The organism is Acrocarpospora catenulata (assembly GCF_018476525.1).
Classification (GTDB): Bacteria; Actinomycetota; Actinomycetes; order Streptosporangiales; family Streptosporangiaceae; genus Acrocarpospora; species Acrocarpospora catenulata.
In genome coordinates this window covers 14,624-28,344 of the sequence record NZ_JAHCST010000006.1, presented here as the reverse complement: position 1 = coordinate 28,344, position 13,721 = coordinate 14,624, and the positions used below count along the sequence as shown (strand labels likewise).

At 69.4% G+C, this 13,721-nt stretch carries 12 protein-coding genes; 7 read left to right on the top strand and 5 right to left on the bottom strand.

Going from position 1 to position 13,721, the window contains the following annotated elements; genetic code table 11:
• Positions 1–131: 131 nt before the first annotated feature.
• Positions 132–686: a DUF5994 family protein gene (locus tag KIP79_RS07995; RefSeq protein WP_214104044.1), complete on the bottom strand. Its 555-nt coding sequence runs from the start codon at positions 684–686 to the stop codon at positions 132–134.
• A gap of 533 nt (positions 687–1,219) precedes the next feature.
• Here KIP79_RS07995 and KIP79_RS07990 point away from each other — a divergent pair.
• The 3 genes from KIP79_RS07990 to KIP79_RS07980 all read left to right on the top strand — a co-directional run bounded on the left by KIP79_RS07990 (position 1,220) and on the right by KIP79_RS07980 (position 4,703).
• Complete coding sequence (locus KIP79_RS07990; RefSeq protein ID WP_308169617.1) at positions 1,220–2,392, top strand: ferredoxin reductase; 1,173 nt, start codon at positions 1,220–1,222, stop codon at positions 2,390–2,392.
• A gap of 11 nt (positions 2,393–2,403) precedes the next feature.
• The gene (locus tag KIP79_RS07985; RefSeq protein WP_214104043.1) at positions 2,404–3,516 is read left to right on the top strand and encodes a fatty acid desaturase family protein; all 1,113 of its coding nucleotides are present in this window, start codon (positions 2,404–2,406) and stop codon (positions 3,514–3,516) included.
• A 218-nt stretch (positions 3,517–3,734) separates the two neighbouring features.
• Positions 3,735–4,703: a tyrosine-type recombinase/integrase gene (locus KIP79_RS07980; protein ID WP_214104042.1), complete on the top strand. Its 969-nt coding sequence runs from the start codon at positions 3,735–3,737 to the stop codon at positions 4,701–4,703.
• 35 nt (positions 4,704–4,738) lie between these two features.
• Here KIP79_RS07980 and KIP79_RS07975 read toward each other — a convergent pair whose 3' ends face one another.
• The gene (locus KIP79_RS07975; protein ID WP_214104041.1) at positions 4,739–5,050 is read right to left on the bottom strand and encodes a hypothetical protein; all 312 of its coding nucleotides are present in this window, start codon (positions 5,048–5,050) and stop codon (positions 4,739–4,741) included.
• A 198-nt stretch (positions 5,051–5,248) separates the two neighbouring features.
• Between KIP79_RS07975 and KIP79_RS50005 the strand changes: the two genes are divergently transcribed.
• A complete protein-coding gene (locus KIP79_RS50005) occupies positions 5,249–5,506 on the top strand; it encodes an oligopeptide/dipeptide ABC transporter ATP-binding protein (protein WP_372453546.1) in 258 nt (85 codons plus the stop codon).
• Positions 5,507–5,516: 10 nt separating this feature from the next.
• Here KIP79_RS50005 and KIP79_RS07965 read toward each other — a convergent pair whose 3' ends face one another.
• A complete protein-coding gene (locus KIP79_RS07965) occupies positions 5,517–6,902 on the bottom strand; it encodes an amidohydrolase family protein (protein ID WP_214104040.1) in 1,386 nt (461 codons plus the stop codon).
• Complete coding sequence (locus KIP79_RS07960) at positions 6,903–7,949, bottom strand: enoyl-CoA hydratase/isomerase family protein (RefSeq protein WP_214104039.1); 1,047 nt, start codon at positions 7,947–7,949, stop codon at positions 6,903–6,905. It lies immediately after the preceding gene.
• A 193-nt stretch (positions 7,950–8,142) separates the two neighbouring features.
• Here KIP79_RS07960 and KIP79_RS07955 point away from each other — a divergent pair, with 193 nt between their 5' ends.
• The 3 genes from KIP79_RS07955 to KIP79_RS07945 all read left to right on the top strand — a co-directional run bounded on the left by KIP79_RS07955 (position 8,143) and on the right by KIP79_RS07945 (position 12,249).
• Positions 8,143–8,751: a TetR/AcrR family transcriptional regulator gene (locus KIP79_RS07955; protein WP_214104038.1), complete on the top strand. Its 609-nt coding sequence runs from the start codon at positions 8,143–8,145 to the stop codon at positions 8,749–8,751.
• Between the two features lie 235 nt (positions 8,752–8,986).
• Positions 8,987–9,217 (top strand): hypothetical protein, encoded by a 231-nt coding sequence (locus tag KIP79_RS07950; RefSeq protein ID WP_214104037.1) that lies wholly within the window; start codon positions 8,987–8,989, stop codon positions 9,215–9,217.
• Between the two features lie 290 nt (positions 9,218–9,507).
• Positions 9,508–12,249: a beta-L-arabinofuranosidase domain-containing protein gene (locus KIP79_RS07945; protein ID WP_214104036.1), complete on the top strand. Its 2,742-nt coding sequence runs from the start codon at positions 9,508–9,510 to the stop codon at positions 12,247–12,249.
• Positions 12,250–12,767: 518 nt separating this feature from the next.
• Here KIP79_RS07945 and KIP79_RS07940 read toward each other — a convergent pair.
• A complete protein-coding gene (locus KIP79_RS07940; protein ID WP_250212874.1) occupies positions 12,768–13,616 on the bottom strand; it encodes a class I SAM-dependent methyltransferase in 849 nt (282 codons plus the stop codon).
• Positions 13,617–13,721: the final 105 nt, after the last annotated feature.

Below are 13,721 nucleotides of genomic sequence, written 5' to 3'. Positions count from 1 at the left end.
GATCTCCGATCGGAGAAGATTAGGAATAGCAGCGATTTAGGCCCGCCGAGCGGTGCGGTTGGGCGGTGGCGTCCCGGCTCGAACCGGCCGGCGAACGGCGCGCGGTTCGCGCGCGGGTCAGCGAATGGGGTCTACGGCTGGGCGGTGACGTACCCGCCCTCGTTCTCCCAGGCGGGTGAGTCGTCCTCGTATGCCAAGCCGACATCTGGTGCGGTGAAAAGGTGCGCGATGGTGAGGATCTCGGCCGGAGCGAAGCCGGTGGTGTCCTCAGCGGCGAGCTTGAGTCCGGCCTCGGCGGGACCGGTCGTGGTGCCCGGCGGGATGACCAGCAGGGCAATCGGTTCCGCGCCTGCCAGGCTCATGGTGAGCACGTGGGGTTCGGCGTGGCTGAACCAGCCGATTCTCACCTGCCGCCCGCGGGCCGGAATGCGGTGCGGGATGTGGTCCCACTCGTCCTGGCGCAGGCCGATCCGCAGCGTGGTCCCGGCGAGCCGCTGATCGACGGCGGCGATGAGGCCGGGCAGTTCAGCGGCGGCGTCGCGGGAGTAGGGCCACCACGCTCCGTCCACGGTGACGCGCCGATCCCGTACGGGATTCAGGCTGAGCCGGACCGGGGAGTCGACGCGGGGAATCGCGGACGCGACGGGGTTCAGTGGCGTGTAATGAGAAAGAAGTGTTGGCGTCATGGCTTGCCTGGCCTGTCCGAGCCCCTGAAGGGCCGAAGGTGTATCGCCGTGGGCGACGCCAGCCTGATTGCCAACGCTCGAAATGTCCTCGGTTCTTTCATCATACCCCCTGATTTTTGGAATCTCGCAATTCTGGAGGTGGATATGCATTTTTGACTTCCGGAAACGCGTCCCGGCGAAGGCCGCTGACCACCGAAACGGCTTCGAGGATCATGCCAGGGCTGGCGCGGGCCCCCGGCAACCGGCCGTGCCCTGCTGGAGATGCCCATCACCTATGTTGTTTGGCTGGTGGCGGTCGGCCCAGCGCCGCGCGAATCTACTGATTGCGGGTGAAGCGGCGGAATCTCCTTTATGAATCAGCGGGAATTACCCGGATGTGATCGACAGGACTGTCCTCTTCCACGCCCAAGAAAGGCGATCATGCGTGATGACCGTCGCGGACACCCTTGAGCCGTCGGCTCGCCCGCCCGGATCATGACCCGGGCGCGGGAGGTGCTGGGGAAGCTGAACCGGATCGCGGCCGGATCACGCCCGTGATCACTTCAGCTTGGCCGTGGGTTCTGGGGTCGCTGGCCGGGGCCGGGCGGTGGCTGTCGACGCCTCTGTCGCCGGAGGACTACCTTGGATTGCTGGATCCGCTCTGGCCCGCTGGGGAACTGCGCGGCCGGGTCGAGGGCCTTCGCCCGGAGACCGCCGACGCGGTCACCCTGGTGATCCGCCCGGGCCGTGGCTGGCGGGCGCACCGCCCCGGCCAATGGGCCCGGATCGGTGTCGAGATTCAGGGGCGGCGTCATTGGCGGACCTACTCGCTGTCCTCACCGCCGCAGCGGCCGGACGGCTGTATCACGATCACGGTCAAAGCGATCCCGGGAGGGCTCGTCTCCCATCACCTCGCACGGCGTACCCCGCCCGGGACGGTCGTCAGGCTGGCCGGGCCGGAGGGCGAGTTCGTCATCCCGGAGCCGCCACCGCCGCGTCTGCTGTTCCTGACCGCCGGCAGCGGCATCACCCCCGTGATGGCGATGCTGAGCAGCCTGCTGGCCGGCGACATCCCCACCGGCCGCGGCACGGCGAAGGCTTCCCCGGCGGGCGCGCCGGCCGTCCACGCCGGGCGGCCGCCGGGGCACCGGCGAGGCGAGCCGCCCGACGTGGTGCTGGTCCACTCGGCGCCGACACCGGGGGAGGTCATCTTCGGTGAACGCCTGCGGCGCCTGGCCGCGCGATCGCCGTACCTGCGGCTGCATGAGCGGCACACGCGGAGCGCGGGACGGCTCGGGCCGGCGGACCTGGCCGGCCTGTGCCCGGACTGGACGCAGCGTTCGGTCTGGGCGTGCGGGCCGGCCGGGATGCTCGACGAACTGGCGGCCGAGTGGACCGGGCCGGTGGATCGGCTGCACGTGGAGCGTTTCGCCGAGCCCTTCCGCCCGGTGGCTCCGGCATCCGGCACGGCGGGCGGGCGCGTGCGTTTCACCACGACCGGCCGGGAGGCGGACGCCGACGGCGCGACGCCGTTGCTGACCGTCGGCGAGGAGGCGGGGGTTCTCATGCCCAGCGGCTGCCGCATGGGCATCTGCCACAGCTGCGTGGGGCGGCTGCGCTCCGGCCGGGTACGCGACCTGCGTACCGGCCTGATCCACGGCGAAGCGGGCGATCTGATCCAGACCTGCGTGTCGGCCGCCGCAGGTCCCGTCGAGCTGGAGTTTTGAAAGGAACGCGCATGACCGGCACATCACATCTCACCCGGGCCGATATCGAGGAGTTCGGCCGTGAGCTGGACAAGATCCGCGAGGAGGTGCTCGCCGACCTCGGCGAGCGGGACGCCCGCTACATCCGCGGCGTCATCTCCGCCCAGCGCACGCTGGAGCTGGGCGGCCGGGCGCTGCTGCTGGCCTCCTGGCTGCCCCCCGCCTGGGCCGCTGGGACGGCGGCGCTGGCCACCGCGAAGATTCTGGAGAACATGGAGATCGGCCACAACGTCCTGCACGGGCAGTGGGACTGGATGCGCGACCCGAAGATCCACTCGACCACCTGGGAGTGGGACATCGTCTGCCCGGCCAGCCTGTGGAAACACTCCCACAACTTCGTCCACCACACCTGGACCAACGTGCTCGGCAAGGACCGGGACATCGGCTACTCGGTGATGCGGATCACTCCCGAGCAGCAATGGCACCCGATCTACCTCGCCCAGCCGTTCTACAACGCGCTGCTGGCCCTGTTCTTCGAGTACGGCATCGCGATCTACGACCTCGAACTCGAACGCGTCCCATCCGGGGACAAGAGCCTGACCGACGCCCTGGCCCAGTTGCGCGTAGTGGCCGGCAAGGCGCGACGCCAGATCATCAAGGACTACATCGCCTTCCCACTGCTCGCCGGACCGGCCTTCCTGCCCGCCCTGCTGGGCAACCTGACCGCGAACCTGGCCCGCAACGTGTGGGCGCACACCATCATCTTCTGCGGCCACTTCCCCGACGGCGCCGAAGTCTTCACCGAGGACCGCCTCCAAGGCGAAACCCGCGGTGAGTGGTATCTCCGCCAGCTGCTCGGCTCCTGCAACATCGACGGCGGCCCCCTGTTCCACATCATGAGCGGCAACCTGAGCCACCAGATCGAACACCACCTGTTCCCCGACCTGCCCAGCAACCGGTACGCCGAGATAGCGCCCCGGGTCCGGGCCCTGTGTGACCGGTTCGGCCTCCCTTACACCTCCGATTCCCTGACCCGCCAGGTCGGCTCGGTCTGGAAACGCGTCCTGCGGCTGGCACTGCCGGGACCCCGACAGCGGCCACCGGCGGCCACCCCGCCGGCCAGAAGGCTCCATGCCGTGGCCTGACCGGAAGAACTTCGTCGATGGCTGAGCGGCTCAGGGCTCGTGACACCGGATGCCGTGCGGAGTCGCTGGCCACCACCCGGACCGGCAGTGTGGCACAGAACTTCAATTATCTGTCACAATGGCAGCCGGTGGGCCGTGTCGGCCCAGCTCGGCGTCCGCCGCCGCGACGGCGACTCGGCAACATTATGTGTCACATCGCCTCGGAGGAGGACCGCCCCATGTCCGTCGTGGCCTTCCCCGGCCAGCCCGACTCCGTCCCCGACGTAGCTGGCGCGACGATCACGGTCGCGGTCGCGGTCGAGCGCTTTCTCGACTCCATCACCACGGCCACCACCCGCGCCAGCTACGCCGAGACCCTCGCCCGCCTGACGGCCATGGCCGGGCCGGCACATCCCGTCGCCGCCCTGCAGCCCGAGCACTACGCCGCGGTGATGGACCGCTGGAAGACCGCGGCCGCCGCAACCTGGAACCGGCACCTGTCCGCCCTGGTCTCCTTCACCACCTGGGCACAGCGCCAGGACCTGCTGGCCACCAACCCGGCCCGGCGCCTGGAACGGCGCAAGCCCGCCCGGCGCGGCGACCGCGCCATCCCGGCCGCCCGGCTGGAGACGCTCTTCACCGGCCCCGCCCACGCCCTGCGCGAACGGGTGCTGTGGAGGCTCCTGTACGACACGGCCGCCCGCGCCGAGGAAATCCTCACCCTCAACGTCGAAGACCTCGACCTGGAGTTCCGCCGCGCCCGCGTCGTCTCCAAGGGCGGCGCCATCGAGTACGTGCACTGGGCCACCCCCACCGCCCGGCTGCTGCCCCGCCTGCTGACCGGCCGCACCAGCGGACCGGTGTTCCTGGCCGACCGGCGCGCTCCTGCCTCGGGCCCGCGCACGCGGGCGGCCGCCGACATCGACCCGACCACCAAACGCGGCCGGCTGTCCTACCCGCGCGCCGAATACCTGTTCAAGACCGCCTCGGCCACGCTCGACCCGCACCGGCAGGGATGGACGCTCCACCAGCTCCGCCACAGCGCGCTCCAACATCTCGCCCAAGCCGGCCGGACCGCGCCCGAACTGCAGGCCAAGAGCCGCCACCAACACCTGGCCAGCCTCGGCCGCTACGTACGCCTCGGCGAGGAGACCTCCGCCCGCGTCACCGCCGAAGCCGATCCCATCCAGCGCCGCCGTCCTCGCTGATTCCCACCCCCTGCTGATCAGGGCGATCACCGCGCTCATGAAGGCAGCCACACCCGCGGCGCCTGATCGTCGTCGGCGTCGGGCTCGGCCCTCATCCCAGCCGCGGCCAGCGCCCCGGCGTAGGAGGCGACCCGCTGCCCGGCGACGCTCCCAGGGCCGGCGAAGACCACCAGGAACGCTCTGCCATCCCCGCCGCCCTCCACCACAAATCCGGCCCGGCTGTCGCTGAACTCCACGAGCCCGGCACCGCGCAACGCCTCACGGATCCGCTCGGCGTCGCGGTCACGCGCGCTCCACAACGGCCGCAGTCCCTGGCCGTACCCGAACTCCGGCTTGTCGTCGCTCATGGTCCACACCGTAAGCGAACCGAGACCTCAGTCATAGAGCCGTGTATTGTCGCAGGTCAGCGGTATATCCGTTGGAAATTTCTTCATTGCTACCGGGACCCCCTTCATCGCCCACGACCTCGCCGTGATCAAGAACGTCAGCGACCGCGTGATGGTCATGTACCTCGGCAAGGTCTGCGAGGTGGCCCAGCCGGACGACTGTACCGGCACCCTCTGCATCCCTATACCTACGGGCTGATCGGCGCGATCCCGGAACCCGATCCCGACGCGCCTCGGCCCAGGCGCCTGCTGTCGGGGGAGCCGCCGTCGCCGCTCGCGCCGCCGAGCGGATGCCGGTTCCGCACCCGCTGCCACCGGGCGCGGGAGCTGTGCGCGGTCCAGGCGCCGGAGATCGCCGAGGCCCGTCCCGGTCACTATGTCGCCTGCCACTTCCCGATGACCGAATCCGGTACGTAGGCAGGGTCGCTCAACGGGCGCGGTGGACGGCGCGGCCGTCGATGACCGTCATGCGGACCCGGTCCGCGTGCGGCTCGCGTAGCACGTCCCGCAGGGGGCAGTCCAGGAGAACCAGGTCGGCCGCCGCGCCGGGGCGTACGGTGCAGGGCCCCGAGCGGGGCAGGTGGCCCGGCGTCAGATAGCCGTCCAGCGCTACCTCGGCGGGGACCCGCTCGGCAGGTGTGACGGGGCGGCCCGTCTCGGTCGTCCGGTCGCGGGCGGCGGCGATCACCTGCCACGGGTCGGCCGGGCCGTACGGGGCGTCGCTGGAGGCCACCGTGGGCACCCCCGCGCGAAGCAGGCCGCCGTACCGGTACAGGTCGTCGCGCTCCTCCGAGAGCATGCCGGACAGCATGTCCTCGCCGCGGTCGGCCAGGAACGCCGGCTGGGTGACCACGCGCAGCCCATGCCGCCGGAGGCGGTCCAGGCACCAATCGGGCACCACGGCGGCGTGCTCGATCCGGTCCCCGTCCAGGGAGCCGACCTCGTCGAACGCGGCGAGCGCCAGCAGCAGCGCCTCCATGGTGAGACAGTGCAGCGCGACCGGCCGGTCCAGCGCGTGCACGTTCTGAATTTCGGCGGCCAGCCCGGCCAGGTCGGGCAGCGCGTCATCCCGTATGACGATCTTCCACGGCCCGCTGGTGAGCCGATCGCCGACCGTCTCTTCCGGGGCGCCCAGCAGGCGCACCCGTTGGGGGAGAGCGCCCCCCTCCAGTTGGGCGGCGAGCGCGGCGGTCGCCACCGGGTCCAGCGCGGGGGTGGCGTCGGTGACCGACGTGACGCCCCAGCGGGCCAGCGCGGCGGCCAGCGGACGCAGGTCGGGCGGCGTTCGCGCGGTACGCAGCAGGTGGTCGGCCCGCCAGAGCCGTCCGGTGGGTGTGCCGTCCTGTCCGCGTTCGATGCCCGGGTCCCGCAGGCTGTCGAGGCCCAGCAGCCGGATCGCGGCGGTGTTGAGCATCCACATCGAACCGCCTCGGTGCTGCAGCCGGACCGGGCGCCGCGGGTGCAGCAGGTCCAGTGCGCGCGCGTCGAGCGGCCCGGCGACCGACTCGGCGTACCCGACGCCCCGCACCCAGCCCGCGGCGTCGCCGGACGCCGTCGCCAGCGCCTCGCGCAACGCGTGCGCGTCCCGTACGGCGGGTGGCCCGCACGCCACCGAGGTCAGGGCCGCCGCCCAGGCGAACAGGTGCACGTGGTGGTCGGTCAGCCCGGGGAGCAGCGCCCCGCCCGCGCCGTCCACCGCCTCCTCACCCGGAAGCGGGCGCAGCGTACCGGCCTGCCCGACCTCCGTGACCCGGCCCCCGGCCAGCCGTACGTCGGCCCGGCAGCCGCGGATCTCGACCTCCCGCAGCAACATTCAGGCAGGTGATATCTCGTCGACCAGGCCCCAGGACAGGGCCGACTCGACATCGAGGGTCACTCCGGTCAACGCCAGCCACGCCGTACGCCACCGGCCGATGCGGCGGGCCAGGCTGACGGTGCCGCCCGCGCCGGGGATCAGGCCCATGGCCAGTTCCGGCAGCCGGAAGCGCGTCCCCGGCCTGGCCACAACCCGCCCGACGAAGGAGGGCAACTCGATGCCCGCCCCCACGCAGTTGCCGTGCAGGTACGCCGTCGTCCGATCGGCGACCCGGTGCAGGCCGAGCCCCGCCGAGCGGGCGATGCGCAGCACGTGACCGGTCGCGGGGTCGGGCGTGGTGCCGAACTCGTCCAGGTCGCCACCCGCACAAAAGTCAGGCCCGCGACCGTGCAGCTCCACCCGCAGCGACGGGTCGGCCGCGGCCACCGTCAGGGCGTCCGCCAGCGCGTCCCGCATGGCGGCGTTGAAAGCGTTGCGCCGCTGCGGGCGGGACAGGAAGATGCGCAGCGTGCCCGCCTCGACAGTCAGCTCGACCGCAGTGCCGGAGTCACTCGGGCGGCGGGGCGGTCTGCCGGTCAGCCAGCGGGCGAATCCGGAGCCGCCGAGCAGCGTGGAGTAGGTGGCGGACTCGGCGACCAGCGCCGCCGGGACCGCCAGTCCGGCTTGCACATGCAGGAGCTGGTGCAGGCTCACCGCGGCCGTCGGCTGCGCGTGTACGACCTGTTCCAGCGTCTCCAGCGCCGCATCGACGTCGTCCACGGGCACGGTGAAGGGCCAGCCCTCCTCCTCCCGGGAGGCCTGGCACAGGGTGAGCGTGCACGCGACGGCCAGGCGGAGCGCCTGCGGGGAGGGATCCCCGGGCAGCACCCCGACGGTCACCTGGGGCCGTGTCCCCAACCGGTCGGCCAGCTCTTCGGGCTGGATGCCGGCCGGGGCGGTGGCGAGGTCGACGACCCGCAGGGGTTGCGCCGGGACGCCCTCAGCGGTGAAGGACTGCGGCACATCCAGCAGGCCGAGCGATTCGCGGACCGTGAGCATCGCCATTCCGTTCTGCCTGGGAACAGGCGGGAGCCGTGTCGTACGACGTCATGGGGCCGACTCTATGGCAGACGGCGACGAGCACGCGCCGCTCCAGTCCTGTCGGTCGGCGTGGGCGCGCGGGAGGTAGAGGGTCTCAGATGGTCCTGCACAGTAGGGGCTAACATGAACACTGTTGTACGTACTAGAAAGGGGACGGATGGTGACTCAGCCCCAATCGCGGCCGTCCGCTAGGGAAGGTGTATCGGATCGCACGAGGCGCGCTGACGCCCGTCGCAACATCGAGTCGATCATCGCCGCCGCCACCCGGTTGCTGGCTGTCGACCCTGACGTGAGCGTCAACGAGATCGCCAAAGCCGCGGGTGTCGGACGGGTCACCCTCTACGGTCATTTCGACTCACGAGCGGCCCTCATCGCCGAGGTGGGCGAACGAGCGATCGCGCAGACAGATACTGCGTTGACGAAAATAGACCTCGGTGGCGATCCGCAGGCGGCCCTCGGGCGCCTACTGGAGACGACCTGGCACTTGACCCACCGATTCGGGGCCCTGGTCATCGCAGCGTCGGACGCACTGCCACCTGATGCCATGCACCGAGCACATGAGGAACTCGCGGTCCGCGTTCGCGCCCTGTTGGAGCATGGCCGGAAGACCGGCGAGTTCCGTGACGACATGCCGATGGAATGGCAGATCAGTGTCATCCAGGCGATCCTCCATGGTGCATCCGCTGCGGTGCACCGCGGCGACATCACAGCTGACGATGCGCCCACACTCGTTCGCGAGACAACTCTCGCCGCACTCTCGGCTTGACCGCGGTCGGCATCACCCACCGCCCCAAAGCGTAGAAATCATACAGACAACCCCACTGACCTGATCAATGTGGCGTTGGAGGAACTGGTCCGCAGACGGTGCGAGCTGCCCGGCTACACAAAGCTGGACGCGATGGCCCCGGCGATCCGGACCGAGGTGAACTCGGGGATGTTCGCCGCGGTGGCCGGGCGGCTGGACCGGGCGGCCCCGGGCGCGGCTGCTGGTGGTGGATCCGGTGAGCCGCCGCAGCGAGTTCGACCGGTTGAAGGACGTGGCCAAGGCGGCCACGCTCGGTAAGTTCAAGCAGCGGCTGGCGCTGCTGGCCGACATCGAGGCGATCGGGCCGACCAGAGCGTGGCTGGAGGGAATCCCGCCGGGGAAGGCCGCGCATTTCGCGGGCGAGGCCCGGGTGTGGATCGCTCTCATGAGTGGGGGGCTCCTCATGCCGTTAGCGCTAACACTTTGAAACCAGAAGTTAACAACCGCGACAGTAGGCGGGTGCGGCTTGCACTGTCAAGACTGCGAGGAGCGCTCCAATGCAAGCAACTTACCGTGGCCATTGACTCCGGCCGATTTTCTTTCATATGTTCTTAACAGCCCCGCAATGTTAGCGCTAACAACCCACTCGTCCAACTCAAGCGGCCGTGCTCGCGCCGGCCGCTCCGCATGTGCCCATTTCGCCCACTTCCAGGGGCAGACGGCCGGCACCGGCCAGTAGGGCACGGTCGGAAAGTTCACCCACTTCAAGGAGGCGCTGTGTCGTCCGGATCTCTCAGTCGGCGTCATCTGCTGCAGGCTGCTGCTATCGCCGCCGCCGCTTCGGCCGTCGGTACGTTCGGGGGCAGGTCCCCGGCGAGCGCGGCCCTTCCTCCGGCAGGTGCCGAAATCGGCGTCTCCGCGTACGAGTTCGACCTCGGCCGGGTGCGGCTCACTGCCGGCCGGTGGCTCGACAACCAGGATCGGACCCTGAACTACCTGCGGTTCGTCGACGTGGACCGGCTGTTGTACAACTTCCGGGCCAACCACGGCCTGTCCACCAATGGTGCCGCCGCGAACGGCGGGTGGGACGCCCCATCGTTCCCGTTCCGCACCCACGTCCAGGGACATTTCCTCACCGCGTGGGCCCAGGCGTATGCCGTGCTAGGCGACACCACGTGCCTGGAGAAGGCGACCTACATGGTGGCCGAGCTGGCCAAGTGTCAGGCCAACAATGACGCCGCCGGGTTCAGCCCCGGCTACTTGTCGGGGTTCCCCGAGTCCGACTTCAGCAAGCTCGAAGCCCGCACGTCGATCAACGGCAACGTGCCGTACTACTGCATTCACAAGACCCTGGCCGGCCTGCTCGACGTGTGGCGCCACATCGGCAGCACCCAGGCCCGCGACGTGCTCCTCGCACTCGCCGGCTGGGTCGACTGGCGGACGGGCAGGCTGACCACCGCTCAGATGCAGGCCATGCTGGGCACCGAGTTTGGTGGCATGAACGAGGTGCTGGCCGACCTGTACCACCAGACCGGTGACGCCCGTTGGCTCACCGCCGCCCAGCGGTTCGACCACGCCGCCGTCTTCGACCCCCTGGCTGCCAACCAGGACCGGCTTAACGGCCTGCACGCCAACACGCAGGTACCCAAGTGGATCGGCGCGGCGCGGGAGTTCAAGGCCACCGGCACCACCCGCTACCAGGACATTGCCACCAACGCCTGGAACATCACCGTCGGCGCGCACACCTACGCGATCGGCGGCAACAGTCAGGCGGAGCACTTCCGCGCCCCCAACGCGATAGCCGGATACCTCGCCAACGACACCTGCGAGCACTGCAACAGTTACAACATGCTCAAGCTGACCCGCGAGCTGTGGCTGCTGGACCCGGACAAGGTGGCGTACTTCGACTTCTACGAGCGAGCACTGCTCAACCACGTCATCGGCGCGCAGAACCCCGCCGACAGCCATGGGCACGTCACGTACTTCACGCCGCTCAGGCCGGGTGGCCGCCGGGGCGTGGGTCCTGCGTGGGGCGGCGGCACCTACAGCACCGACTACAACTCCTTCTGGTGCTGCCAGGGCTCGGGCATCGAGGTGAACACCAAACTGATGGACTCCATCTACTTCCACAACGGCACCACCCTGACCGTGAACCTGTACGTACCGTCGAGGCTCACCTGGTCACACCGCGGGATAGTCGTGGAACAGAAGACCAACTATCCCGTCAGCGACACCACGACCCTCACAGTCCGCGGCAACGTCAAGGAGACGTGGACGATGCGGTTCCGCATCCCGGCCTGGACGAGCGACGCCACGATCAGCGTCAACGGCCAGCCGCAGGACGTGGCCGCCACGCCCGGCACTTACTCGAGCCTCACCCGGTCCTGGTCCTCGGGGGACGTCGTCACGGTGCGCCTGCCGATGCGGGTCGTCATGGAGGCCGCCAACGACGACCCCGCCGTCGCCGCCATCACGTACGGTCCGGTGGTCCTGTCCGGCAACTACGGCGACACCAGCCTGCGCGCCCTGCCGTCCCTCGACCCCACCTCGATCACGCGCACCAGCACCAGCGCGCTCGCCTTCACCGCCACCGCGAACGGGACCGCTGTCGACCTCGGGCCCTTCTACGATGCCCACGGGCACAACTACACCGTCTACTGGAGGACCGGTCCGGGAGGCGACGACAACACCGCCAGTTTCCGTCTGGTCAACGCCGCCACCGGACTCGTACTCGGCATCCAGAACATGTCCATGGCCGACGGCGGGCTCGCGCTCCAGTGGGGCGACAGCGGCACCGCCGACCACAACTGGCAGTTGGTGGTCGACGGGACTGCCGTACGGCTACGCAACGTCAACAGCGGCAAGGTGCTGGGCGTGGAGAACATGTCCACCGCGGACAACGCCCGCGTCCTGCAGTGGGCGGACAACGGCACCGCCGACCACCAGTGGACCATCGTCGACGCCGGCGACGGGTCCCACAAGATCCGCAACGTCAACAGCGGCAAGCTACTGGCCATCCTGAACGGCTCCACGGCCTGGGGGGCCCAGGCCGTGCAGGACCAGGACAACGGCACCCCGGACAACCAGTGGCGATTCGTACCCGACGGCGCAGTCCGGATCCAGAACCTGGCCAGCGGCCTCGTCCTCGGCGTGCAGAACATGTCCACCGAGAACGGTGCACTCGTCATTCAGTGGGGCGACAGCGGGACCGACGACCACGTATGGACTGCGATCGTGGACACGAACGGCTACCTGCGCTTCCGCAACGCGCACAGTGGCCGGGTGCTCGCGGTCGAGGGCGGGGCCAGCGGCAACGGCTCCCGGATCGTCCAGGCGGCGGACACCGGGGGGGCCGACCGCCGATGGCGGCTGCGCTACGGTGCCAACGGATACTTCCGCATCCAGAACGCCAACGGCGGCCGGGTCCTCGGCGTCACTGACATGTCAACCGCACAGGGTGCCCAGGTCCTGCTCTGGGACGACAACGGCACCAACGACCATCTCTGGCGGTTCATCTAGACGATCAATTCCGAAGTTTCGGCACGCGGACGTAGCACGAGTCTCCATGATCCGGTTGTACTGACCGACCTGGAGACCCTTATCACCGCAAATCGCCGGGAGTGGGCGCCATGCCGCAGCGACGCCGCTCGCGTCGGCGACGGAGGGCCAGCAGGCCGCTGTAGAGGCCGACGCTGGAGCCGCCAACTCCAGAAGGGTGGCGAGGAAATCCAAGATCGCCATGGAGACCTTCCGTGTGGGGTGAGGGCGTCGCCGCTCACCAGCTCAGGTGTTGTCGATCTCCAGCACAGCGGCAGGCGTGGGCGTCCTGCCAGGTCATGGGTCGCATTCGAGCCAACATCGGGCCACCAAGATCCACCCTGTCAGGTGAGCAGGGGCAGAAGGTCATGTCCCTGGTCATCACCGCCGGTCAGCGGGGAGACCCGCCGCAGTTCCAGCCCGTCCTGGCACACCGGTGGTCCGCCCGGCGATCAGGCGCAGGTGCATGCCGTGCCAGTGGATCGAGGGTGCGGTGGTGGTCAGTGACGGCGGGCTGTGATGATCCAGGCACGCGAGTCGAAGTACACACCGCTGTCGGTGTTGTGGGCGGCGAGGGTGGCGCGTAGCCGCGTGCGTGATTGCTCGGCTGTGGCGGTGTCGAGGTTGGCAAGCAGGTCTTTGTATTCCCGTAGGCGGAGCACGTTATCGAAAGCGGTGGCGCTGTCCGGGCCGTAGTAGACGGGCTCGTGCACGTCGGTGAAGCTGACTTGCGTGAAGCCTGCCGCCGCCAGGATGCCTTGGGTGATGGTCGGGTCGGCGAGTGAGAACGGGCCTGGACCGCCGGTAGGAGGGGCGGGTGCGGCTGTTGCGGTGGTGAGGGCCTGGCGGATCGCGGAGGCCCATTCATTGCGGTCGCGGTCTTGCCAGACCAGCAGCACGAGGCGCGCTGCGGGACGCAGAGCGCGCCCGATATTGGTGAAGGCGGCAATTGGGTCGGCGAAGAACATCGCTCCGAACCTGCTGATACAGAGGTCGAAATGCGCTGATGGGAAGCGGTGAACCTGGGCGTCCGCTTGCTGGTAGGTGACGTTGGGCAGTCCCTGGTCGCCGCTGAGCTGACGGGCCCGTTCGAGTATTGGTGCGGACAGGTCGACGCCAACCGCGCTTCCGGTGACGGCGGCGCGGGCGGCCTCGCGCGTGGACTGCCCCGTACCACAGCCGATGTCGAGCACACGGTCGCCCGAGCCGACGCGGGCAGCGGCACGGAAGAGTTCGTTGTGCAGACGCAGCTCTGCGTCGTAGTCGAACAGGTCGGTCTGCCTGGTCCCGTACTCACCGGCGTTCGGCTCGGAGTTCGGCCGCATCTGGGTGCCCTGCTGGTTGGACATCACCCTCACCGGATCCTCTCGATACCGATTCGACATGTTGGTTTGGTCGTGTGGATGTCGATGTCCCAAGGCTCTATCGGGCCTTCGCGGAGTACGACGCCCGGC